The organism is Aeromicrobium sp. (assembly GCF_023146395.1).
Lineage (GTDB): Bacteria > Actinomycetota > Actinomycetes > Propionibacteriales > Nocardioidaceae > Aeromicrobium.
Genome location: NZ_JAGLCD010000008.1, coordinates 1 through 23,449, shown reverse-complemented (window position 1 = coordinate 23,449; position 23,449 = coordinate 1). Strand labels below are relative to the sequence as shown.

Below are 23,449 nucleotides of genomic sequence, written 5' to 3'. Positions count from 1 at the left end.
CCGAGCCCTGGGGGAGCGGTCCCCGGTCTAGTAGGGCGACGGGGTCGCGATCGCGACCCAGGTGAGCGTCGCGATCACGACCGCCAGCAGCGAGACGACGGCCAGGATCCCGGACCCGACCATGCCGAGCACCATGGCGGTCCTCGCGGTGCCGGCGGGACGCCACCGGTCAGGCTCGCGCTCGGCCCGACGATGGGCCCGAGCGCCGAGGTACCACGCGATCGGGGCCACCACGAGGGGGAGCAGCAGCACGAGACCGCCGGCCAGGGCGACGATGCCGACCACGACACCGGCCGTGGACCCCGGCACGACGGGCAGCGGCGGGGCCGGCGCCGGCCAGGGGTGCGCCCAGGCCGGCGCGGGAGGCACCGGAGGCGGGGACGTCGGCGTGCTCATCGGTTCAACTCTGACACAGGGAGAGGGGAGTCGGCGGCGGCCTCGAGCCACGTCCGCACGTCGGCCTCGGCCCTCGCGACGAGCTCGGACGGGGCCCGCGAGGCCCGCCAGGACCCGAGGGCCAGCTCGGCGAGCTCGGCGTCGCTGAAGTCCTGCGCGGCCCGGAGCAGGGCGTACTGCCCCGCGAGCCGGGTGCCGAAGAGCAGCGGGTCGTCGGCGCCGAGGGCGATCGTGGCGCCCGCCGCCATGAGCTCACGCACCGGCACCTCCTCGACCGTGGCGTAGACGCCGAGAGCGACGTTGGACGCCGGACACACCTCGAGCGCGACGCCCTCGGACACCACGCGGTCCAGCACGCGGGGGTCCTCCGCGGCCCGGACCCCGTGGCCGAGCCGTTGCGGATGGAGATGGTCCAGGCAGGTCGTGACGTGCTCCGGTCCGCGCAGCTCGCCGCCGTGCGGCACCGACGCGAGCCCGGCGTCGGCAGCGATCCGGAAGGCACGGCCGAAGTCGGTGGTCTCCCCGCGGCGTTCGTCGTTGGACAGGCCGAATCCCACGACCCCGCGGTCGACGTACTGCGTCGCGAGCCGCGCGAGCGTGCGCGCATCGAGCGGGTGGCGGGTCCGGTTGGCCGCGATCACGACGCCCATGCACAGACCGGTCGCCTGCTCGGCCTCGCGCACGGCGTCGATCACGAGATCGGTGAACGCCGTGACGCCCCCGAAGCGAGCCCCGTACCCCGAGGGGTCGACCTGGATCTCGGTCCAGCGCGCACCGTCGGCGACGTCGTCCTCGGCGGCCTCGCGCACCAGCCGGCGGACGTCCTCCTCGGTCCGCAGCACCGAGCGGGCGACGTCGTAGAGCCGCTGGAACCGGAACCAGCCCTTCTCGTCGGCGCCGCTCAGCTCCGGCGGCCACTCCGCCTGGAGCGCGGGCGGCAGGTTGACGCCGTCGCGCTGCGCCAGCTCCAGCAGGGTCGAGTGCCGCATGGACCCCGTGAAGTGCAGGTGCAGATGCGCCTTCGGAAGATCGTGGAGGGGTCTCATCGGTGCCCGAAGGTCTCGCGCAGGCCGGACGGGACGCCGCCGGACTCCAGACGGGTCGCGACCCGGTCCACGACGCGGCGTGACGGCCAGACGTGGAGGAGCATGGACGGAAGCCCGACGACCAGGACCGCGGCGTAGGTCCAGATGCCGTACGGCAGCACGAACGCCGCCGCCAGCCCCAGGATGATCGGCGCCTCGGTCAGGACGAAGCGCAGCACCATCGACTCGCGAAACCGGGCCAGGGCGGTCGCACGGTCCTCCCCCGGTGCCAGGGGAGCGACGCGGTAGCCCCGGACCTGCGCCAGGACCCAGCCGGCGGCGACCACGGCGATCGCGGCGGCGGCGACCGCGACGGGCAGATCCTCCTCCGCGGGCGTGACCGCGAAGGCGACCGCCAGGAGGACCACCAGGGGTGCCGTCACCAGAGCCAGGGCCAGCACGCGGAACTGGCGCGCCTCGTCGACCGGTGGGGGGCTCGCGGTGCTCATGGATCCACCCTAGGGGGCCCGCCACGGCCGGCCCGCGCGGGAACATTCCGGCCCGTGGGTGCATCGAAGTGTCGGACTCGCTCCAGTTCGGGTGCACGACGTCTCCGCGACGGGACGCTCCTGACCTAGAGTGCTGTCCGGCCCACACCGCGTCCTTCGAGGAGAACACCAGATGACCACCGATCCGGGCACCGCGCCCAGCACCCAGTACTTCACGTACGTCAACGGCACCGAGTACGGCCCGTACTCGCTCGACCAGCTCACGCAGTTCGCGGGCACGGGCAACATCACGCCCAACAGCCACATCCGCGCCGACGGTGGCGAGTGGGTGCTCGCCTCGGCCATGCCCGAGCTCGCCGGCGCCTTCCCGCAGGCCGCGGCCCCCGCCTACCCGGCCCCGGGTCAGGGCTACGCGGCCCCGGGGCAGCAGCCGTACGGCCAGCCGGGCCAGTACAACGGCCCGGTCAGCGACAAGAGCTTCGTCACGGCCCTGATCCTCTCGGTCCTGCTCGGAGGGCTTGGCGTCGACCGCTTCTACCTGGGCTACACGGGCCTCGGCATCCTGAAGCTGATCACGCTCGGTGGCTGTGGCATCTGGTCGCTCATCGACCTGATCCTCATCGCGATCGGCAAGCTGGGCGACGCGCAGGGTCGTCCGCTCGCGCGCTGACGTGCCGTGTCTCGGGCCCGGGCTGGATCTCCAGGCCGGGCCCGCGGCGCACCTGGACTCGATTCGACCCCGAGTGCGCGCACCCCGTACACTGGGGCCTCCGGTGAGATCTCACATCGTTTCGTCATGCCCGCGCGCAGGCGGCGCGGCGGGGGACCACGCCGAACGGCACTAGCTCAACTGGCAGAGCATCGGTCTCCAAAACCGAAGGTTGGGGGTTCAAGTCCCTCGTGCCGTGCCCAGTACGCACGACGCCTGACGCATCGTGACACCACGTACGAAACCGAGACGGGCGCTGGTTCGCTCGTCACGGTGGCACCGCCGGTGCCACCGGATCCCCATCCCGAGCCCCCACATGACCACTGACGAAGGAGCATCGTGAGCAATCGCGACAAGGACGGCCGGACGCCCACCGCGCAGGCCCGTACCTCCCCGGCGACCTTCATCCGTCAGGTGATCGCCGAGCTGCGCAAGGTCGTGTGGCCCACGCGCCCCATGGTCGCGCAGTACTTCGTCGTCGTGCTCGTGTTCGTGCTCGTGATGATGGCGATCGTGGCCGGACTCGACTTCGGGTTCGGTCAGCTGATGTTCAAGATCTTCGGTTAGGACGAGAATTCACGTGAGTGAGAGCGAAGACATGACGACGGGCGACGTGCAGGAGCACGACGTCCCCGAGGTCGACGCCGAGGGCGTGGTCGCCGACACCGCGGACGACGCTGCCGACGACGGCACCGTCCCCGCGGACGAGGCGACCGACGAGGCCGAGGAGGTCGAGGACGCCGAGGAGGCTCCCTCCGACCCGCTCCAGGAGTTCCGCGACCGTCTCTACAGCCAGATCGGCGACTGGTACGTCGTGCACACGTACTCGGGCATGGAGAAGCGGGTCAAGGCCAACATCGAGAACCGCATCACCTCGCTCAACGCCGAGGACGACATCTTCGAGGTCGTCGTGCCCACCGAGGAGGTTGCCGAGATCAAGAACGGTCAGCGCAAGCTCGTCAAGCGCACCGTCCTGCCCGGCTACGTCCTGGTCCGCATGGACCTCACCGACGAGTCGTGGGGCGTCGTCCGCCACACGCCGTCGGTCACCGGATTCGTGGGCAACGCCCACCAGCCGGTTCCGCTGAGCCTCGCCGAGGTCGAGCAGATGCTCGCCCCGGCGGTGGAGGCCGAGGTCGCCGCCACGGCGTCCGACGAGACCTCCGACAAGCAGCCCACGAAGGCCCCGAAGGTCGAGTTCGCGGACTTCCAGACGGGTGACTCCGTCATGGTCGTCGACGGACCGTTCGCGACGCTGCACGCGACCATCACCGAGATCAACGTCGACGCCCAGCGCGTCAAGGCGCTGGTCGAGATCTTCGGTCGCGAGACCCCGGTCGAGCTGAGCTTCACCCAGATCCAGAAGGTTTGATCACGCAGTGATCAAAGTCGATCACGCAGTGATCGAGGTTGAGTAGCCGCGAGGTACGAGCGGCGTATCGAAACCGCCGCGACTCAATCCCCGCACCACCACAGAGAACACAAGGACCCACCACCATGCCTCCCAAGAAGAAGGTCACCGCTGTCGTCAAGGTGCAGCTGCAGGCCGGCCAGGCCAACCCGGCGCCGCCCGTCGGCACCGCGCTCGGCCCGACCGGCGTCAACATCATGGAGTTCTGCAAGGCGTACAACGCCGCCACGGAGTCCATGCGCGGCAACGTCATCCCCGTCGAGATCACGATCTACGAGGACCGTTCGTTCACCTTCGTCACCAAGACGCCGCCGGCTGCCGAGCTGATCAAGAAGGCCGCCGGCCTGCAGAAGGGCTCGGCCACGCCGCACACCGACAAGGTCGGCAAGATCTCCGCCGCCCAGGTCCGTGAGATCGCCACGACCAAGCTCCCCGACCTGAACGCCACCGACCTCGAGGCCGCGGCCAAGATCGTCGAGGGCACCGCCCGCTCCATGGGCGTCACGGTCGAGGGCTGATCCTCACACCACCACCCGGTGGTTGAGTGCCCTGCGAGGAACGAGCAGGGCGTATCGAAACCGTGGGAGGGTCCGCTGGACCCGCACCACACCTGGCACACCAAGGAAAGAAGCCATGGCACAACACAGCAAGGCGTACCGCGCGGTCGCCGAGAAGTTCGACAAGGACACGCTCCACACCCCGCTCCAGGCGACGACGCTCGCCAAGGAGTCCGGCAGCACGAAGTACGACTCCACCGTGGACGTCGCCGTCCGCCTGGGTGTCGACCCGCGCAAGGCCGACCAGATGGTGCGCGGCACCGTCAACCTGCCGCACGGCACCGGCAAGACCTCCCGGGTCCTGGTCTTCGCCACCGGCGCCAACGCCGACGCCGCGCGTGAGGCCGGCGCCGACCACGTCGGCGCCGACGAGCTCGTCGACAAGATCAACGAGGGCTGGCTCGACTTCGACGCCGTCGTCGCGACGCCCGACATGATGGGCAAGGTCGGTCGTCTCGGCCGCGTCCTCGGCCCGCGCAACCTGATGCCGAACCCCAAGACCGGCACCGTCACGACCGATGTCGCCAAGGCCGTCGGCGACATCAAGGGCGGCAAGATCGAGTTCCGCGTCGACCGCCACGCCAACCTGCACTTCGTGATCGGCAAGGCCTCCTTCTCGGCCGAGCAGCTCGCTGAGAACTACGGCGCCGCGCTGGAGGAGATCCTGCGTCTCAAGCCGTCCAGCTCGAAGGGCCGCTACGTCAAGAAGGTCACGATCTCCACGACGAACGGCCCCGGTATCGGGGTCGACCCGTCGCGCACGCGCAACTTCGCGAGCGACACCGAGGCCTGAGCCCCGCGTTCGCCCCGAGGGCCCGGCACCGCGTCTGCGGTGCCGGGCCCTCGTGCGTCCTGCCGCGGTCTGGGCCGAAGGCGGTGGATTCACCACCGAATGGTGACGATCACCGCGTGGGCGGTGGATCATCCACCGTATGACGCCCCAGAAGGTGGTAGTTCCACCGCCCCGTGCTGGTGCGACCACACAAGGGTGGCGAATCCACCGCCCGGGCCCGACCCGCAGAACTCGACGACCCCGCTGGCGTCGGTCACCTCGTCACGACGCTCGGCCTCGGCCGACGCCGCCTGAGGCCCGATTTGGTCCGGGGGGCCCAGCGACGTAGAGTGGCACCGCCGAAGACCGTCGGTCGGTGATCCACCCGGATCGCCCGAAGTGCCCCAGGAGAGATCCTGGTGGCGGCCCACGCAGGTGCAGAGCTCGTGCTTCCATGCGCTCCGTGCCTCGCGCGGGGCGCATTTTTCATGGCCCTTCACCTGGTCCTCGGTACTGACATGTGCTGGAAGGAGACCCATGGCACGCCCGGACAAGGCTGCAGCGGTCGCTGAGCTCGCGGAGAACTTCCGCGAGTCCAACGGCGCTGTGCTCACCGAGTACCGCGGTCTCACCGTCAAGCAGCTGCAGGAACTGCGGCGCCTCCTCGGTGAGACGGCGAGCTATGCCGTCGCCAAGAACACGCTGACCAAGATCGCGGCCAAGGAGGCCGGCGTCGAGATCGATGACGCCCTCCTCACCGGTCCGACCGCCATCGCCTTCATCTCGGGCGATCCGGTCGAGACGGCCAAGGGTCTGCGCGACTTCGCGAAGGCGAACACCCCCCTCGTCATCAAGGGCGGCTTCCTCGACGGGAAGCAGCTCAGCGCTGACGAGATCAAGAAGCTGGCCGACCTCGAGTCGCGCGAGGTCCTCCTCGCGAAGATGGCCGGCGCGATGAAGGGCAGCCTGCAGAACGCGGTCTCGCTCTTCAACGCTCCGCTCGCCCAGACGGCTCGCCTCGTGGCAGCCCTCGAGGCGAAGAAGGCCGAGGAGAGCCCGGCCGAGGCGCCTGCCGCAGTCGCGGCCGACGCCGACACCACCCCGGCGACCGAGGAAGCGGCCCCCGAGGCCGCGACCGACGACGCGACCCCCGAGGGCTGAACCGCCCCGATCACCCATCGGGACCCCGCCCTCGGGGTCTCATCTGTAGGAAAGGACGCCCCCCATGGCGAAGCTCAGCACTGACGAGCTGTTGGATGCATTCAAGGAACTGACCCTCATCGAGCTCAGCGAGTTCGTGAAGGCCTTCGAGGAGACCTTCGAGGTCACCGCGGCCGCTCCGGTCGCCGTCGCTGCCGCCCCCGCGGCCGGTGGCGCCGCTGCCGGTGGCGACGACGCCGCCGCTGAGCAGGACGAGTTCGACGTCGTCCTGGAGTCGGCCGGCGACAAGAAGATCCAGGTCATCAAGGAGGTGCGCACGCTCACGAGCCTCGGCCTGAAGGAGGCCAAGGATCTCGTCGAGGGCGCGCCCAAGCCGGTCCTGGAGAAGGTCAACAAGGAGACCGCTGACAAGGCGAAGGAGGCCCTCGAGGCCGCCGGCGCCAGCGTCACGCTCAAGTGACCTGCTGACACCAGCACACTGCTGAAGGCGCTCCTCCCGCGTGCGGGAGGAGCGCCTTTGTCATGCGTGGTCCGGCCCGGTCCGGCGGGCTCCGGCGCGGCGCCCCGCACGGCGGGACGCCGCGCTTTTTGGTGCTCGCCTGTGTCGTCGGTTACAGTCGCCCAGCGATCGGTAACTCGCAGTGACGATCCCGCGACGTAACTTCGCGTCAGGCGGCCTCGTTGTCCTGTGCGCCCGGTCACACTGCACTACGATGACCTGGATCCGTCGCCCCTGTGGTGGATGTCGGTCGAACGAGGAGGACACCGTGGGTGTTGAGGTCAAGGTCGAGGGCCTGACGAAGAAGTTCGGGTCGCAGATGATCTGGAACGACGTCACGTTGTCGCTGCCTGCGGGTGAGATCTCGGTGATGCTCGGCCCGTCGGGCACGGGCAAGTCGGTGTTCCTGAAGACGATCATCGGTCTGCTGAAGCCTGACAAGGGGCATGTGTGGATCGAGGGCACCGACATCGCGAACTGTTCGGAGAAGGATCTGTACGAGATCCGCAAGCTCTTCGGGGTGTTGTTCCAGGACGGGGCGATGTTCGGGTCGATGGACCTGTACGACAACGTGGCGTTTCCGTTGCGGGAGCACACGAAGAAGTCGGAGTCCGAGATCCGTCAGGTCGTGATGGACAAGATGGAGCTGGTGGGTCTGACGGGGGCCGAGAACAAGCTTCCCGGTGAGATCTCCGGTGGTATGCGCAAGCGTGCGGGTTTGGCTCGGGCGTTGGTGCTGGAGCCGGAGATCTTGTTGATCGACGAGCCGGACTCGGGTCTGGACCCGGTGCGCACGGCGTACATCAATCAGCTGTTCATCGACCTGAACGCGCAGATCGATGCGACGTTCCTGATCGTGACGCACGACATCAACACCGCCCGCACGGTGCCGGACAACATCGGTCTGCTGTATCACAAGCATCTGGCGATGTTCGGTCCGCGCGAGATGCTGCTGAGCTCGACCGAGCCGGTCGTGGCGCAGTTCCTCAACGCCCAGCGGGTCGGTCCGATCGGCATGAGCGAGGAGAAGGACGCCGACGAGCTCGCCTCGGAGTCGGGCATCGAGATGCCGCCGCTGCCGCCGATCCCGGAGCAGCTGTCCCCGTCGGATGGTCGTCCGCGCCGGGCCCAGCGTGAGCCGGGCGCGTGGTGCCGCGACAACGGGGTCACCCCACCCCCCGGCTCCTTCGAGTCCGAGGCTCCGGTTCCGACGGGTGGCGGTGCGTGAGCATCTCGGTCGTCACGGGCCCGGCGCGCGTCGCTGGTGGCCTGTTCGCGTTCATGATGGACGTGCTGGTGGCACTGTTCCGCCGGCCGTTCCAGCTGCGGGAGTTCCTGCTCCAGTCCTGGTTCATCGTCCGGGTCACGATCGTCCCCACGGCGCTCGTGGCCATCCCGTTCGGCGCGGTCATCGCGCTGCAGGTGGGTGGACTCATCAAGCAGTTCGGCGCGCAGTCGTTCACGGGTTCCGCCGCGGTCCTCGCCGTCATCCGTGAGGCCGGGCCGATCGCCACGGCCCTGCTGATCGCCGGCGCCGCAGGATCGGCCATCGCGGCCGACTTCGGCTCGCGCAAGATCCGCGAGGAGCTCGACGCGATGATGGTGCTGGGCATCGACCCGATCCAGCGCCTCGTCGTGCCGCGCGTCCTGGCGTGCATGATGATCGCGGTCTTCCTCAACAGCCTCGTCAGCATCGTCGGTGTCGCCGGCGGCTACGTCTTCAACGTGCTCCTCCAGGACGGCACCCCGGGCGCCTATGTCGCGTCGTTCACGGCGCTCGCCCAGCTGCCGGACATCTACCAAGGCATGGCCAAGGCCCTCGTCTTCGGATTCCTGGCCGCGATCGTGGCGTCGTACAAAGGCATGAACGCCAAGGGCGGGCCGAAGGGCGTGGGCGATGCGGTCAACGAGGCCGTCGTCATCACCTTCACGCTCCTGTTCGTCGTGAACTTCGTCATCTCCGCGCTGTACCTGCAGCTCGTCCCGCCGAAGGGAATGTGATGGCGAACAAGACTCTCGGCTCACGCGTCTCCGCCGCGGCCTCGAAACCGTCCGGCGCCCTCGACGACATGGGACGCCAGATGGCGTTCTACATCCGCGTCATCGCCAACGTGCCGCGCGCGATCAAGAACTACTCCAAGGAGATCGTGCGGCTGCTCGCCGAGGTCACCTTCGGCTCCGGCTCGCTGGCCCTGGTGGGCGGCACCGTCGGCGTCATCACGGCGATGTGCTTCTTCACGGGCACCGAGGTCGGCATCCAGGGCTACGCGGCCCTCGACCAGCTGGGCACCTCGGCGCTCTCCGGTTTCGTGTCGGCGTACTTCAACACCCGCGAGATCGCCCCGATCGTGGCCGGCATCGCGCTCGCCGCCACCGTGGGCTGCGGCTTCACGGCGCAGCTGGGCGCCATGCGGATCTCCGAGGAGGTCGACGCGCTCGAGGTCATGGCCGTGCCGTCGCTGCCGTACCTCGTCACGACGCGGGTCATCGCCGGCCTCATCGCCGTCGTCCCGCTCTACATGGTCGGCCTGTTGTCGTCGTACTTCGCGACACGACTGACTGTGACCCAGATCTACGGCCAGAGCACCGGCACGTACGACCACTACTTCAACACCTTCCTGCCACCCACCGACGTGTTGTGGTCGTTCGCGAAGGTGCTGATCTTCGCGGTCGTCGTGATCCTGATCCACTGCTACTACGGCTACTACGCCTCCGGCGGCCCTGCCGGCGTGGGCGTGGCCGTGGGCCTGGCCGTCCGTACCTCGATCGTCGCCGTGAACGTCGTCGACCTGCTGGCCTCGATGGCCATCTGGGGCACGACCGTCACCGTCAGATTGGCCGGGTGAACCGCGATGCCTCGTACCGCTGCCCTCGACCGTCCCTCCGTCAAGAAGATCCTAGGCATCGGCTTCCTCGCGATGCTGCTGTTCTTCGTCTGGCTCACCTTCGCCTTCTTCAACAAGACGTTCGTCAGCACCGACGACGTCACGCTGAAGACCAGCAAGACCGGTTCCCAGCTGCCCCAGGCCGCCGACGTCAAGCTGCGCGGCATGATCGTGGGTGAGGTCACCGACCAGAAGGTCACCGACGACGGCGTCGAGCTCACGCTCGGCCTGGACCCGGACCTCATCGGCGACATCCCCGCGGGTGTCACGGCCCAGATCCTCCCGAAGACCCTGTTCGGTGAGAAGTTCGTCGCGCTCATCCCGCCGGCGATCACCTCGACGGACTCGCTCGAGGCCGGTGACGTCATCACCAAGGCTGAGGTGCCGATCGAGCTCGAAGAGGTGCTCAACAACCTCTACGGACTCCTCGAGGCCGTCGAGCCCGCCGATCTCTCCAACACGCTGACCGCGGTGTCGTCCGCGCTCGAGGGGCGGGGCGAGCAGCTCGGCGACACGCTGGTCCAGCTCAACGCGTACCTGACCGAGATCAACCCCGACATCCCGCTGGCCGTCGACGACCTCATCGCGCTCGGCGAGGTGTCCGACGTCTACGCGGCGGCCCTGCCCGACCTGGCGCGCGTGCTCGAGAACTCCGTGGTCACCGGCAACACGATCGTCGAGAAGGACGCGCAGCTCACGTCCTTCCTGGCCAGCACCACGACGCTCGCCAACACGCTCACGACCTTCTTCGCCACGAGCGGCCAGGACCTGATCGACCTGAACGCGAACAGCCGGCGTGGTCTGTACCAGGCCGGTCGCTACTCGGTCACGTTCCCGTGCTTCCTGGCGGCACTCGATACGGTCGTGCCGCGACTCGACAGTCTGTTCCGCGGGGGCGCGCTCCATATCAACCTGGAGATCATCACGCCGGGCATCCCGGAGACCACTCGCGGCGGCATGCCGACGCCGTACACGCTCGACGAAAAGCCGGTCATCTCCTACGAGGAGGCCAACTCGGCCGAGAACGCGTCGCTCGTCGAGCCGACCTGTCTGCAGCTCGACCAGCTCGCCGAAGGGGTCAACCTCTTCCCCCAGGAGACTCCCTACCCGGGTCCGCCCCGCGCGGCCGAGCTCTACCAGCTCGTGGGTGTGAAGTCGCCCCACGGCAAGTTCTTCAGCGCTGACGGCACGCCCGCCGGCAGCGCCGACCGCACCGGTGTGGCGAACGAGTGGACGATGCTCGACACCCTCGTCACGAGCAGCGTCGGTCTCGATCCGTCGACGAGCTCGGACCTCGCACCGCTCCTGCTGGGCACGATGTACGAAGGAGCTGAGGTGGCCGTCCGATGAGGTTGGATCGTGAGGCGTTCTCCGCGGCCGTCAAGGTCGGTCTGTTCCTGGCCTTCACCGGCCTGGCGACCCTCCTGCTGATGTCGGTGCTGGCCAACGGCCTGTTCCGCGACGGGCACGAGTACAAGGCCGTCTTCACCGACGCCACCGGTGTCGCCAAGGGTGACGACGTCCGCATCTCCGGTGTCGCGGTGGGCAAGATCAGCAGCGTCGAGGTCCATGACCGCGACAAGGCGATGATCACCTTCAGCGTCGATGCCGATCGTCCGCTCACGCAGAACACGATCGCCACGTTGAAGTTCCGCAACCTCGTCGGCCAGCGCTACCTCGCGCTGTCGCAGGACCCGAGCCTCAGCAGCGAGGTCCTCAAGCCTGGAGCCACGATCCCGGACGACCAGACCACGGACGCGCTCGACCTCAACGTGCTGCTCAACGGCTTCAAGCCGGTCTTCGAGGCTCTCTCGCCCGACGACACCAACCAGTTCGCCTTCGAGATCATCCAGGTCCTGCAGGGGGAGGCCGGCAGCGTGCAGAGCCTGCTCGGCACGACCGCCTCGCTCACCTCGACGCTGGCCGATCGCGACCAGCTCATCGGAGACGTCATCACCAACCTCTCGACGACCCTGGACATCGTGGCCGACCGCGACACGCAGCTCGACCAGACCATCGTCACGCTGCAGCAGTTCGTCTCCGGCCTCAACGGCGACCGCGAGGCGATCCTCGGCTCGATCGACTCGATCTCGGCGCTCGCGTCCGAGACGGCCTCGTTCCTCGACGAGGGTGCGCCGGCGCTGGCGGCCGACGTCACGGCCCTGAGGGAGCTCACGTCGACCCTGACGGCCGGCGACAACCTGGGGGAGATCGAGCGGCAGCTGCAGATCACGCCGATCAAGATGAAGAAGCTGAGCAATGCCGCCTCGGCAGGAAGCCAGTTCAACTTCTTCGTCTGTGGGCTCAACCTGACGCTCGCCGATCCGATCACCGGCACCGCGCTTCCGCTCAACCTGCCCGACATCGGTGGCGACCGCTGCGGTCGCGAGATCATCCCGGGGGGTGAGTGAGCATGAAGCCGTTCCGTGAACGCAACCACACCATCACCGGCCTCGTCGGGTTCGCCGTCATCGCGCTGTTGCTGTTCGGTGCCTTCCGTGCCGATCGTCTGCCGATCATCGGCGGCGGCGACGTCTACACGGCCGAGTTCTCTGAGATCGGTGGCCTCCGTTCGGGCGACGAGGTCCGCGTCGCGGGCGTCACGGTCGGCAAGGTCGACTCGATCGAGCTCGACGGCGACAAGGTCCTTGTCGGCTTTCGGATCACCGGGGGCGAGGGCTTCGGTCCGCAGACCAGTGCGGCGATCCGCATCCGTACCCTCCTCGGCGCCAGCTACCTGGCGTTGACGCCGCAGGGCAAGGGCGACATGGAGGAGAACGCGACGATCCCGCTGGTGCGCACGCAGGCGCCGTACGACGTCGTGCAGGCCTTCTCCGACCTCGCCGAGACCACCGGCGCCATCGACACCGAACAGCTGGCCACGGCGCTCACCACGGTGGGCGAGGTCGCCGCCGGATCCACCGTCGAGTTCGGGGAGGCCATCGTGGGCCTGTCCGACCTGTCGGCCAATCTGGCCGCCCGGGACCAGCAGATCAACGACCTGCTGGTGGGCCTCGACACCGTCTCCGGCACGCTGGCCGCCCGCAACGCGGAGATCGACACGCTCTTCACCGACGCGTCGACGCTGTTCGACGCCGTGGTGCAGCGACGCGACGCGATCCACACGCTGCTCGTCTCGACGCAGCAGATCTCGACCGAGCTGACCGCCCTGGTCGACTCGACGCGTGACGACCTGAGGCCGGCCCTCGAGCAGCTGGAGAGCGTCACCGACACGCTGGTGCGCAACGAGGCGAGCCTCGACGAGCTCCTGCGTGTGTCACCCGCGTTCTTCGGCTTGTTCTCGGAGGCACTTGGCACGGGACCATGGTTCGATGTTCTCCTCGGGATCGGCACTCCGCTGTCCCTCCCGTCGACCGGAGGAGCACCGTGAGCCCCATCTCCTTCGCCCAGCGTCTTGCTGGAGCGAGCAAGGTCCTGGCGATCTTCGTCGTCGTGGCGCTCTTCGCCGCGGTCGTGCTGGTCTTCAACCGTGGCGGCAGCGATCGCACCATCACGGCCGACTTCACCCAGACCACGTCGCTCTACGAGGGCTCCGAGGTCCGCGTGCTGGGCGTCCCGGTGGGCACGGTCACCGAGCTCGAGCCGAAGGGCGAGTTCATCCGCGCCACGATCGAGGTCGACTCCGACGTCGACCTGCCGAACGACGTCAAGGCCGTCATCGTGTCGCCCGCGATCGTCGGCGACCGGTTCGTGCAGCTGGCCCCGGCCTACAGCGGGGGAGAGAAGCTCGCGAACGCCGCGCACCTCGACACCGACCGCACGGCGGTCCCCGTCGAGCTCGACCAGGTCTACGAGTCGATCGACGACCTGACCGTGGCACTGGGCCCGGACGGGGCCAATGCCGATGGCGCCCTCAGCGACCTGGTCTCGAGCTCGGCCGCCCAGCTCGAGGGCCAGGGTGCCCAGCTCAACGAGACCCTCAAGAACTTCGGCCAGTTCACGACCACGCTGAGCGACAACTCCGACGAGCTGTTCGCCGGTGTGCGCCAGGTCGAGGACTTCGTCTCGATGCTCGAGGAGAACGACGCCACGGTGCGGTCCTTCAACGACAACACGGCGGCCGTCGCCGAGGTGCTCGAGACCGAGCGCGAGGACCTCGCAGCGACGCTCTCGACCTTGACGACCGCGTTGACCAGCGTCGAGTCGCTCGTCAGCGACAACCGCTCCACCCTGCGCGCCAACGTGGTCAACCTCAAGTCGCTCGCGGAGGTGCTCGCGGCCCGCGAGACCGAGATCGGTGAGATCGCGGTCGCCGGGCCGACCGTGCTGTCGAACGTCACGGTGGCGTACAACCCGGTCTACGGCACGCTCGACACCCACGCGAACCTCCCGGGCACGCTGCTCGGGCTGCTCACGGGTCCGGGCGGTCCGGCGCGGGCGGTCTGCTCGGTGCTGCAACAGACACCCGACATGCCAGGAACCTTGTGTGCGACGCTGACCGGACTCCTCGGGCCCATCTTCGGTGGCCTGCCTGCCCTTCCCGTGGGTGGCGCCGGGACCGAGCCCACCACGGACCCGGCGGCCGCCGCACCGGAGGCGTCGACGACGCAGCTGCCGGAGCTCACCGATCTGGCCCAGTACCTGACGGGGGGCACCCAGTGAAGCGCCTCGACCTGCGACTGCTCCTGGCGGGCCTCGCCGCATTCGTCGTTACCGCGGGCTGTTCGGTCACCGCGACCGACCTTCCGCTCCCCGGCGGCGCCGATGTCGGCGACAACCCCTATGACGTCACGATCGAGTTCCGCGACGTCCTCGACCTCGTGCCCCAGAGTGCGGTGCGGGTCGACGACATCGCGGTCGGCCGGGTCAAGTCGGTCAAGCTCGAGGGCTGGACCGCGGTTGTCGTGGTGACGGTCAACGGTGACGTGAAGCTGCCCGACAACGCCGAGGCCACGATCCGCCAGACCAGCCTCCTCGGCGAGAAGTTCGTGTCGCTCTCGGCGCCGGCCAGCGGAGCCACCGGCGAGCTGTCCGACGGCGACGAGATCCCGCTCGAGCAGTCGGGTCGCAACCCGGAGGTCGAGGAGGTGCTCGGTGCTGCGTCGCTGCTGTTCAACAACGGCGGTCTCGACAAGGTCAACACGATCGTCACCGAGCTCAACAAGGCCACCACCGGCAACGAGGCCGACATCAAGGCGCTGCTCGACAACACGACGGTGTTCCTGGGGCAGATCGACCAGAACAAGGACGCCCTGCTGACCTCGCTCGAGAAGGTCAACAACCTCGCGATCACGGCCAACGGCCAGCGTTCCGCGATCGAGTCGGCCCTCGACAACCTGCCCGAGGCCTTCACGGTGCTCGACCAGCAGCGCGACGACCTCGTCACGCTCACGACCGCCCTGCAGAACCTCGGCGACACGGCCACGGGCGTCATCCAGGCCTCGCGCGAGGACACCGTCGCGAACCTGCAGGCGCTGCAGCCCCTGCTGTCGAACCTCGCCCTGGCCGGCGACGACCTCGTCGCGAACTTCAGCACGTTCGTGTCGTTCCCGTTCCCGAACAGTGCGGTGGGCGGCACCCTGGCGGCGGTCCAGCAGTACTGCCCGCGTCCGTCGGACAACGTGCCCCTGAAGGACACGCCGGCCGGCTGTGGCGGTGACTACCTGAACCTGAACATCAACATCGACCTCGACACCGAGTCGTTGGTCAACCTGTTCCGGTTCCTGGTCCCCGCCGGCGGCACCCCGCTGACGGGCGAGACGCAGTCGGAGACCGACCTCGGAGGCGGCACCGAGCAGCTGACCGGTCTGGTCCAGATGCTCAGCGGTGGCGCCCCGGCGCCCTCGACGGCGCCGGCACCGGGGGCCACGGCAGACCCGGGTGCAGCGCCCTCGGCCACGCCGTCCGGGGCCGCACCGGCGCCGACGTGCTTGCTGCCGGGCCTGCTCTGCCGCACGACCGTCACGACCTCCACGGGTCCGTCGGACCTGTCGGCCCTACTGCTCGACTGGGAGGCCTCCGCATGATCAGCCGTCTGACCAAGATCCAGCTCCTGATGTTCGTGCTCGTCACGGTGATCGGCGTGAGCTACGTGGGCGCGAAGTACGCCCAGATCGACCGTCTGGTGGTCGACCGGACCTTCCCGGTCACGGTCGAGCTGAGCGAGTCCGGCGGCATCTTCGCCGGTGCCGAGGTCACCTACCGCGGCATCGCGGTGGGAACCGTCGACAAGCTCACGTTCTCGAGCAACGGCGTCAAGGCCACCCTGGACATCGAGAACTCGGCGCCGAGGATCTCGGCCGACGCGCAGGCCGTCGTGGCCAACAAGTCCGCGATCGGTGAGCAGTACCTCGACCTGCGCCCCCAGGGTTCGGGAGCTCCCTACCTGAAGGCCGGCTCGACCATCAAGGTCGGCGACACCCAGGTGCCGATCGACACGCGCACGTTGCTGACGAACCTCAACGCGTTCGTGTCGTCGGTCCCGACCGACGACCTCAACACGGTCGTGTCCGAGCTCGGCACCGCGTTCGACGGCGCTGGTCCCGCGCTGAGCGAGATCCTCGACTCGACCGCCGACCTCGTGCAGCAGGCCCAGGACAACATCGACGTCACGCGCAGCCTGATCAACTCCTCCAGCACCGTGCTGCAGACGCAGATCGACAAGGGCAGCCAGATCCAGTCCTTCGCGAGCGACCTCGCGCTGTTCACCGACACGCTGGTCACGTCCGACGGCGACCTGCGCGCCCTGATCGACGACGGCTCGGGTGCGGCCCAGACCATCAATGCCGTCGTGAGCGAGAACTCGGCCGACCTGAGCTCGGTCCTGGCGAACCTCCAGGGGCCCGTCCGGATCCTCGACGAGAACGTCGTCGGTCTGCAGACGTTGTTCCTGCTGTACCCGTACCTGATCCAGGGCGCGTTCACGGTGGCGACGCCGACGCCGGACGGTGAGTACAACGCCGCATTCGGCAACGTCCTCGGACTGCCGGCTCCGCTGCCGGGCGGGTTCACGCTCTGCGAGGGTCCGAACGTGGGCTACCGCGACGTCCGCCTGCCGGCGGACGTCTCGGACGTCGACGCGCTCGGTCAGGAGATCTTCAACCCCGAGCTCGGGTGCACCGACCCGAACCTCGTCCCCCGTGGCGCGACCCAGGCGGAGCTGTCCCGTACCGTGGTCCCGACCGCGGACGGGAAGGGCGATCTGGAGTGGCTGCTGCTCGGAACAGGCCGGTGACGTCCGCCCGGGCGACCGGGCGATCGACCAGGACCACGGTGGCGTACGCCCTGGGTCTGCTGGGTCTGGTCGCCGGCGTCGTCATGGCCTTCGTGCTGCCGGCGGTCGGCTCCGACGGCTGGTCCGCGGATGCCAAGTCGGCCGAGTCGGTCGCCAGCGACTTCGTGACCTCGTTCAACACCTACTCCGCCGACGACCTCGACGACTACCGCGCGCGCGTGGGCGAGCTCGTCACCGATGAGTTCGAGCAGACGTTCCTCGATCAGCTCGACGAGGCCGAGGAGGGGCTCGTCGCCTCGCAGGTCAGCTTCAGCGGTGTCGTGGTCACGTCCACCGGCGTCACCCAGATGGACGCGGACTCCGCCGCCGTGGTCGTCACGTTCACCTTCGTGGTCGACACGGCCGCGACAGATCCGTCTACCGTCGCGAGCAGGGTCATCGTCGACCTCGCGCGCTCGGGGTCATCGTGGGTCGCCAGCGATCTTGCCGAGATCCCGCAGGTCGAGGCCTCGGTCGGTGCACCGACCGACGGCAGCGGCGCCACGCCGAGCCCCGAGGTCACCCCGTGAGCGGGCAGCAGCCGCCGCGTCGGCGCAGGATCGCGGGGGAGAACAAGCCCGGCGCCACGCCCGCGAAGCCGCAGGCACGCAAGGCGGTCCCGGCCCGGCCCGTCGTGCCCACCCCCAAGCCCGCTGCGCCACGCCGCGATCGCGAGGACAAGAAGCGCGATCGCGAGGACAAGAAGCGCGATCGCGAGGACAAGAAGCGTGATCGTGACGACACGAAGGTCGTCGGCCGCCAGACCGACGTCGCCCCGGCCACCCCGGCGGTGCGACGCCCCGCCCGTCCCGCACGTCCCGCGGTCTCCACGCCCGATCCGGCGGTCGACGCCCGCGATGACGCGGCGTCACAGGAGGACTCCGCCTCCGAGGGACGCCGTCGACCCAACCTCCGGGCCGCGCTGCCGGTGCTCGTGCTGCTGCTCGGTGTCGCCGCTGCAGGTGTCGGTTACTGGCAGATGCAGCGCGAGGCGCCGCTCAGCCAGAGCCAGGCGCAGGAGGCCGCCGACGCCGCGGCGACGGCGGTCGAGAAGGTCCTGAGCTTCGACTACCGCGACCTCGACGCCTACGAGGCGGGGGTCGACGGACTCCTGACCGACACCTACGTCACCGACGAGCTGGAGCCGAGCATCGCGGCGCTGCGCGAGCAGGCGCCCACCGCGCAGGTCCAGGTGCAGACCACGGTGCAGGCCGCCGCCACCGAGACCTGCCAGGGGGAGTGCCCGGCCGGTGAGGCGTCGGTCCTGGTCGTGATCGACAAGGTCACGCTCACCGCGAACCTGCAGGAGCCCACCGTCACCCCGCAGCGCCTCCGCGTCGACATGGTCGAGCAGGACGGTCGCTGGCTCGTCGGCTCGATCGCCTACATCGGCTCCTGACGCGCCGAAGGCAGGACACGCCCAGACCGTCGAATGGACCGGAATATCGGCCTGTATCGGCCGTGATCGTGATGTGCGGCGCACAGAATGCTGTATGAAACCTGAGATGTCAAGCACCGGGCTTGCGTCGGTGGGCCACGGCGAGTTACACTGAATCTTCGCGCTCGCCTTGCCATGCCCACTTCCGGGTGGCAGACCCTTGACGGGGTCGGTTTGGCGTGCGCCCAGAGCACTACTCAGAGCCATCCGCCTGCGAGCCTTCGGAAGGACTTCTCTTGGCCGCCTCGCGCACTGTCGCCCAGAAGACGTCAGCCCAGTCTGTCACCTCGACCTCGCGTCGACTTTCCTTTGCCAAGATCTCGGAGCCTCTCGAGGTTCCCGAGCTCCTGGCCCTTCAGACCGAGAGCTTCGCCTGGCTCATCGGTGACGACACCTGGAAGGCTCGGGTCGAAGCCGACCTGGCCGCGGGTCGCACCGATGTCTCCGGCAAGAGCGGCCTGGAGGAGATCTTCGAGGAGATCAGTCCGATCGAGGACTTCTCCGAGACGATGAGCCTGTCGTTCCGGGACCACCGCTTCGAGCCGCCCAAGTACTCCGTCGAGGACTGCAAGGACCGCGACGTCACGTACGCCGCGCCGCTGTTCGTCACGGCCGAGTTCATGAACAACGAGACCGGCGAGATCAAGAGCCAGACGGTCTTCATGGGCGAGTTCCCGCTCATGACCGACAAGGGCACCTTCATCATCAACGGCACCGAGCGTGTCGTGGTCAGCCAGCTCGTCCGGTCCCCGGGCGTGTACTTCGAGCGCACCGCCGACAAGACGTCCGACAAGGACATCTACACGGCGCGCGTCATCCCGTCGCGCGGTGCGTGGCTGGAGTTCGAGATCGACAAGCGCGACCTGGTCGGCGTCCGCCTGGACCGCAAGCGCAAGCAGAGCGTCACGATCCTGCTCAAGGCCCTCGGCTGGTCCGAGGCGCAGATCCTGGAGGAGTTCGGCCAGTACGACTCCATCCGCGCGACGCTCGAGAAGGACAACGCGCACACCCAGGACGAGGCGCTCCTGGACCTCTACCGCAAGCTGCGTCCCGGCGAGCCGCCGAGCCGCGAGGCCGCGCAGACCCTGATCGAGAACTACTACTTCAACCCGAAGCGGTACGACACGGCCAAGGTCGGTCGCTACAAGATCAACAAGAAGCTCGGCACGGCCGAGGCCTTCGACCAGCAGACGCTGACGGTCGACGACATCGTCGCCACGATCAAGTACGTCGTCGCGCTGCACGCCGGCGAGACCGAGATCGAGATGCCGGCCGGACCGACCCTGGTCGAGAAGGACGACATCGACCACTTCGGCAACCGCCGCATGCGCACGGTCGGCGAGCTGATCCAGAACCAGCTCCGCACCGGCCTGGCGCGCATGGAGCGGGTCGTGCGTGAGCGCATGACCACGCAGGACGTCGAGGCCATCACGCCGCAGACGCTCATCAACATCCGCCCGGTCGTGGCGGCGTTGAAGGAGTTCTTCGGCACGAGCCAGCTGTCGCAGTTCATGGACCAGAACAACCCGCTTGCGGGGCTGACGCACAAGCGGCGTCTGTCGGCCCTCGGCCCGGGCGGTCTGTCGCGCGAGCGCGCCGGCTACGAGGTCCGCGACGTCCACCCGTCGCACTACGGCCGCATGTGCCCGATCGAGACCCCCGAGGGCCCGAACATCGGCCTGATCGGCTCGCTCGCCTCGTACGGACGCATCAACCCGTTCGGCTTCGTCGAGACCCCGTACCGCAAGGTCATCGACGGCAAGGTCAGCACGACCGTCGACTACCTGACGGCGACCGAGGAGGACCGCTTCATCATCGCCCAGGCGAACTCGCCGCTGGCCGACGACGGCTCCTTCGTCGACGCGGCCGTGCTGGTCCGCCAGCGCGGCGGTGAGGCCGAGCTGCGGCCGGCCGCCGAGGTCGACTACATGGACGTCTCGCCGCGCCAGATGGTCTCGGTCGCGACCGCGCTGATCCCCTTCCTCGAGCACGACGACGCCAACCGCGCCCTGATGGGCTCGAACATGCAGCGTCAGGCCGTCCCGCTGATCCGCAGCCACGCCCCGCTCGTCGGCACCGGCATGGAGTTCCGTGCCGCCGTCGACGCCGGCGACGTCACGGTGGCCAAGAAGGCCGGTGTCGTCAAGGAGGTCTCGGCCGACCTGGTCGAGGTCGCCGAGGACGAGGGCACGTACACGACGTACCGCCTGGCCAAGTTCCGTCGCTCCAACCAGGGCACCTGCACCAACCAGCGTCCGCTGGTCGCCGCGGGGCAGCGGGTCGAGGTCGGCACGCCGCTGGCCGACGGGCCGTGCACCGACGAGGGTGAGATGGCGCTCGGCACCAACCTGCTCGTGGCGTTCATGCCGTGGCAGGGCCACAACTACGAGGACGCGATCATCCTCTCCCAGCGCGTCGTGCAGGACGACCTCCTGACCTCGATCCACATCGAGGAGCACGAGGTCGACGCGCGCGACACCAAGCTGGGGCCGGAGGAGATCACCCGGGACATCCCGAACGTCTCCGAGGAGATGCTCAGCGATCTCGACGAGCGCGGCATCATCCGCATCGGCGCCGAGGTCGGCAACGGCGATATCCTCGTCGGCAAGGTCACGCCCAAGGGCGAGACCGAGCTGACCCCCGAGGAGCGCCTGCTGCGCGCGATCTTCGGCGAGAAGGCGCGCGAGGTGCGCGACACCTCGCTCAAGGTGCCGCACGGTGAGTCCGGAACCGTCATCGGCGTGCGCGTCTTCGACGCGTCCGAGGGTGACGAGCTCAGCCCCGGCGTCAACCAGCTCGTCCGCGTCTACGTCGCGCAGAAGCGCAAGATCAGCGACGGCGACAAGCTGGCCGGCCGGCACGGCAACAAGGGCGTCATCTCCAAGATCCTCCCGGTCGAGGACATGCCGTTCCTCGAGGACGGCACGCCCGTCGACATCGTGCTCAACCCGCTCGGTGTCCCCGGCCGCATGAACGTGGGCCAGGTGCTCGAGATGCACCTGGGCTGGATCGCCAAGACCGGCTGGAAGGTCGACGAGAAGACCGCCGAGTGGGCCAAGAGCCTGGCGAAGATCGGTCTGTCCGAGGCCCCGCCGAACAGCCACGTCGCCACTCCGGTGTTCGACGGTGCGAGCGAGGACGAGGTCTCCGGGCTGCTGCAGTCCACCACGCCCACGCGTGACGGGGTGCGCCTGGTCAACGGCCACGGCAAGGCCCAGCTCTTCGACGGTCGCAGCGGCGAGCCCTTCCCGGACCCGATCAGCGTGGGCTACATGTACATGCTGAAGCTGCACCACCTGGTCGACGACAAGATCCACGCGCGCTCGACCGGCCCGTACTCGATGATCACCCAGCAGCCGCTCGGCGGTAAGGCCCAGTTCGGTGGCCAGCGCTTCGGTGAGATGGAGGTCTGGGCGTTGGAGGCCTACGGCGCCGCGTACGCGCTGCAGGAGCTCCTGACGATCAAGTCCGATGACATCGCTGGCCGCGTCAAGGTCTACGAGGCGATCGTCAAGGGCGAGAACGTGCCCGAGCCCGGCATCCCCGAGTCCTTCAAGGTGCTCGTGAAGGAGATGCAGTCGCTGTGCCTCAACGTCGAGGTGCTCTCGGCCGACGGCCAGCAGGTCGACATGCGTGACGCCGAGGACGAGCTGTTCCGCGCTGCGGACGAGCTCGGCATCGACCTCTCGCGTCGTGAGCCGTCCTCGGTCGACGACCTCTGAGGAGTGGGGGACCGGCCTCCGGGCCGGTCCCCGCACCCCCCGCTGATCAACTTGTGAATTTTCAGACTCCACGGAGAGAAGACAACGTGCTCGACGTCAACAACTTCGACCGGCTCAAGATCGGGCTCGCGACGGCTGACGACATTCGTCACTGGTCCCACGGCGAGGTCAAGAAGCCGGAGACCATCAACTACCGCACGCTCAAGCCCGAGCGCGACGGCCTGTTCTGCGAGAAGATCTTCGGTCCCACCCGGGACTGGGAGTGCTACTGCGGCAAGTACAAGCGCGTCCGCTTCAAGGGCATCGTGTGCGAGCGCTGTGGCGTCGAGGTCACGCGCTCCAACGTCCGTCGCGAGCGCATGGGCCACATCGAGCTCGCCGCGCCCGTCACGCACATCTGGTACTTCAAGGGCGTCCCGAGCCGCCTGGGCTACCTGCTCGACCTCGCGCCGAAGGACCTCGAGAAGGTCATCTACTTCGCGGCCTACATGATCACCCGGGTCGACGAGGAGGCGCGCCACCGTGACCTGTCGTCGCTCGAGGCCAAGATCGGGCTCGAGCGTGAGCAGATCGAGAACCGTCGTGACACGGCGCTGGCCGATCGTGGCCGCAAGGCCGAGGAGGACCTGAAGGCCCTCGAGGACGAGGGCGCCAAGGCCGATGCCAAGCGCAAGGTCAAGGACGCCGCGGAGCGCGAGGAGAAGGCGATCCGCACGCGCTTCGACCGCGAGCTCGACCGCCTGAACGAGGTCTGGGACCGCTTCACCAAGCTCAAGGTCCAGGACCTCGAGGGCGACGAGATGCTGTACCGCGACATGACGTACCGCTTCGGCGCGTACTTCGAGGGGTACATGGGTGCCGCCGCGATCCAGCGTCGCCTGCAGGACTTCGACCTCGATGCCGAGGCCGAGGTGCTGAAGGAGATCATCGCCACGGGCAAGGGCCAGCGCAAGACGCGCGCCCTGAAGCGCCTCAAGGTCGTCGAGGCGTTCCGCGCCTCCGGCAACCACCCGTCCGGCATGGTCCTGGACGCCGTCCCGGTGATCCCGCCGGAGCTGCGTCCCATGGTCCAGCTCGACGGTGGCCGGTTCGCGACGTCGGACCTCAACGACCTGTACCGCCGCGTCATCA

General features: G+C 68.5%; 22 protein-coding genes, 1 tRNA gene and 1 pseudogene. 21 read left to right on the top strand and 3 right to left on the bottom strand.

Features of this window, described 5'->3' with window-relative positions:
- Window positions 1-27: 27 nt before the first annotated feature.
- Genes KAG51_RS06730 through KAG51_RS06720 form a run of 3 tightly spaced genes read right to left on the bottom strand, consistent with a single transcriptional unit; the run spans window position 28 to window position 1,930 of the window.
- Window positions 28-396 carry a hypothetical protein gene (locus KAG51_RS06730; protein WP_290581942.1) on the bottom strand — a complete coding sequence of 123 codons (369 nt, stop codon included), beginning with the start codon at window positions 394-396 and terminating at the stop codon, window positions 28-30.
- Entirely contained in the window at window positions 393-1,442 is a 1,050-nt protein-coding gene (locus KAG51_RS06725) for an adenosine deaminase (RefSeq protein ID WP_290581940.1), read from the bottom strand. Before KAG51_RS06725 ends, KAG51_RS06730 begins: the two co-directional genes overlap by 4 nt.
- The gene (locus KAG51_RS06720) at window positions 1,439-1,930 is read right to left on the bottom strand and encodes a hypothetical protein (RefSeq protein WP_290581938.1); all 492 of its coding nucleotides are present in this window, start codon (window positions 1,928-1,930) and stop codon (window positions 1,439-1,441) included. Before KAG51_RS06720 ends, KAG51_RS06725 begins: the two co-directional genes overlap by 4 nt.
- A 172-nt stretch (window positions 1,931-2,102) precedes the next feature.
- Between KAG51_RS06720 and KAG51_RS06715 the strand changes: the two genes are divergently transcribed.
- The 21 genes and pseudogenes from KAG51_RS06715 to KAG51_RS06615 form a co-directional block, all read left to right on the top strand.
- Window positions 2,103-2,600: an NINE protein gene (locus KAG51_RS06715; RefSeq protein ID WP_290581937.1), complete on the top strand. Its 498-nt coding sequence runs from the start codon at window positions 2,103-2,105 to the stop codon at window positions 2,598-2,600.
- Window positions 2,601-2,765: 165 nt separating this feature from the next.
- Window positions 2,766-2,838: transfer RNA gene (locus KAG51_RS06710), tRNA-Trp, on the top strand.
- 140 nt (window positions 2,839-2,978) lie between these two features.
- Window positions 2,979-3,206: a preprotein translocase subunit SecE gene (gene secE, locus KAG51_RS06705; RefSeq protein WP_290581936.1), complete on the top strand. Its 228-nt coding sequence runs from the start codon at window positions 2,979-2,981 to the stop codon at window positions 3,204-3,206.
- Between the two features lie 13 nt (window positions 3,207-3,219).
- The gene (nusG, locus tag KAG51_RS06700) at window positions 3,220-4,011 is read left to right on the top strand and encodes a transcription termination/antitermination protein NusG (RefSeq protein WP_300234071.1); all 792 of its coding nucleotides are present in this window, start codon (window positions 3,220-3,222) and stop codon (window positions 4,009-4,011) included.
- Window positions 4,012-4,136: 125 nt separating this feature from the next.
- On the top strand, window positions 4,137-4,568 hold the full coding sequence (gene rplK, locus KAG51_RS06695; RefSeq protein WP_290581934.1) for a 50S ribosomal protein L11: 432 nt from the start codon (window positions 4,137-4,139) through the stop codon (window positions 4,566-4,568).
- A 115-nt stretch (window positions 4,569-4,683) separates the two neighbouring features.
- Window positions 4,684-5,400 carry a 50S ribosomal protein L1 gene (rplA, locus tag KAG51_RS06690; protein ID WP_290581932.1) on the top strand — a complete coding sequence of 239 codons (717 nt, stop codon included), beginning with the start codon at window positions 4,684-4,686 and terminating at the stop codon, window positions 5,398-5,400.
- A gap of 516 nt (window positions 5,401-5,916) precedes the next feature.
- Window positions 5,917-6,540 carry a 50S ribosomal protein L10 gene (rplJ, locus tag KAG51_RS06685; protein ID WP_290581930.1) on the top strand — a complete coding sequence of 208 codons (624 nt, stop codon included), beginning with the start codon at window positions 5,917-5,919 and terminating at the stop codon, window positions 6,538-6,540.
- A 64-nt stretch (window positions 6,541-6,604) separates the two neighbouring features.
- On the top strand, window positions 6,605-7,000 hold the full coding sequence (rplL, locus tag KAG51_RS06680) for a 50S ribosomal protein L7/L12 (protein ID WP_290581928.1): 396 nt from the start codon (window positions 6,605-6,607) through the stop codon (window positions 6,998-7,000).
- A gap of 307 nt (window positions 7,001-7,307) precedes the next feature.
- Window positions 7,308-8,267 (top strand): ABC transporter ATP-binding protein, encoded by a 960-nt coding sequence (locus KAG51_RS06675; RefSeq protein ID WP_290581927.1) that lies wholly within the window; start codon window positions 7,308-7,310, stop codon window positions 8,265-8,267.
- Window positions 8,268-8,320: 53 nt separating this feature from the next.
- Window positions 8,321-9,040 carry an ABC transporter permease gene (locus tag KAG51_RS06670; RefSeq protein WP_290582488.1) on the top strand — a complete coding sequence of 240 codons (720 nt, stop codon included), beginning with the start codon at window positions 8,321-8,323 and terminating at the stop codon, window positions 9,038-9,040.
- Window positions 9,040-9,885, top strand: coding sequence for an ABC transporter permease (locus KAG51_RS06665; protein WP_290581926.1), 846 nt, complete (start codon window positions 9,040-9,042; stop codon window positions 9,883-9,885). Before KAG51_RS06670 ends, KAG51_RS06665 begins: the two co-directional genes overlap by 1 nt.
- A gap of 6 nt (window positions 9,886-9,891) precedes the next feature.
- The gene (locus KAG51_RS06660) at window positions 9,892-11,274 is read left to right on the top strand and encodes an MCE family protein (RefSeq protein WP_290581924.1); all 1,383 of its coding nucleotides are present in this window, start codon (window positions 9,892-9,894) and stop codon (window positions 11,272-11,274) included.
- Window positions 11,271-12,335: an MlaD family protein gene (locus tag KAG51_RS06655; RefSeq protein ID WP_290581922.1), complete on the top strand. Its 1,065-nt coding sequence runs from the start codon at window positions 11,271-11,273 to the stop codon at window positions 12,333-12,335. Before KAG51_RS06660 ends, KAG51_RS06655 begins: the two co-directional genes overlap by 4 nt.
- 2 nt (window positions 12,336-12,337) lie before the next feature.
- Entirely contained in the window at window positions 12,338-13,315 is a 978-nt protein-coding gene (locus tag KAG51_RS06650; protein ID WP_290581920.1) for an MCE family protein, read from the top strand.
- Window positions 13,312-14,547, top strand: a complete 1,236-nt coding sequence (locus tag KAG51_RS06645; protein ID WP_290581919.1) for an MCE family protein — start codon at window positions 13,312-13,314, stop codon at window positions 14,545-14,547. The genes KAG51_RS06650 and KAG51_RS06645 overlap by 4 nt, the downstream gene beginning before the upstream one ends.
- Window positions 14,544-15,911 carry an MCE family protein gene (locus KAG51_RS06640; RefSeq protein ID WP_290581917.1) on the top strand — a complete coding sequence of 456 codons (1,368 nt, stop codon included), beginning with the start codon at window positions 14,544-14,546 and terminating at the stop codon, window positions 15,909-15,911. Before KAG51_RS06645 ends, KAG51_RS06640 begins: the two co-directional genes overlap by 4 nt.
- Entirely contained in the window at window positions 15,908-17,119 is a 1,212-nt protein-coding gene (locus KAG51_RS06635) for an MlaD family protein (RefSeq protein WP_290581915.1), read from the top strand. Before KAG51_RS06640 ends, KAG51_RS06635 begins: the two co-directional genes overlap by 4 nt.
- A gap of 38 nt (window positions 17,120-17,157) precedes the next feature.
- Window positions 17,158-17,688, top strand: a complete 531-nt coding sequence (locus tag KAG51_RS06630; protein ID WP_290581913.1) for a hypothetical protein — start codon at window positions 17,158-17,160, stop codon at window positions 17,686-17,688.
- Window positions 17,685-18,557, top strand: coding sequence for a hypothetical protein (locus KAG51_RS06625; protein WP_290581911.1), 873 nt, complete (start codon window positions 17,685-17,687; stop codon window positions 18,555-18,557). The genes KAG51_RS06630 and KAG51_RS06625 overlap by 4 nt, the downstream gene beginning before the upstream one ends.
- 275 nt (window positions 18,558-18,832) lie before the next feature.
- On the top strand, window positions 18,833-22,318 hold the full coding sequence (gene rpoB / locus KAG51_RS06620) for a DNA-directed RNA polymerase subunit beta (RefSeq protein WP_290581909.1): 3,486 nt from the start codon (window positions 18,833-18,835) through the stop codon (window positions 22,316-22,318).
- 86 nt (window positions 22,319-22,404) lie between these two features.
- A pseudogene (locus KAG51_RS06615) lies at window positions 22,405-23,449 on the top strand (DNA-directed RNA polymerase subunit beta'); the annotation flags it as partial.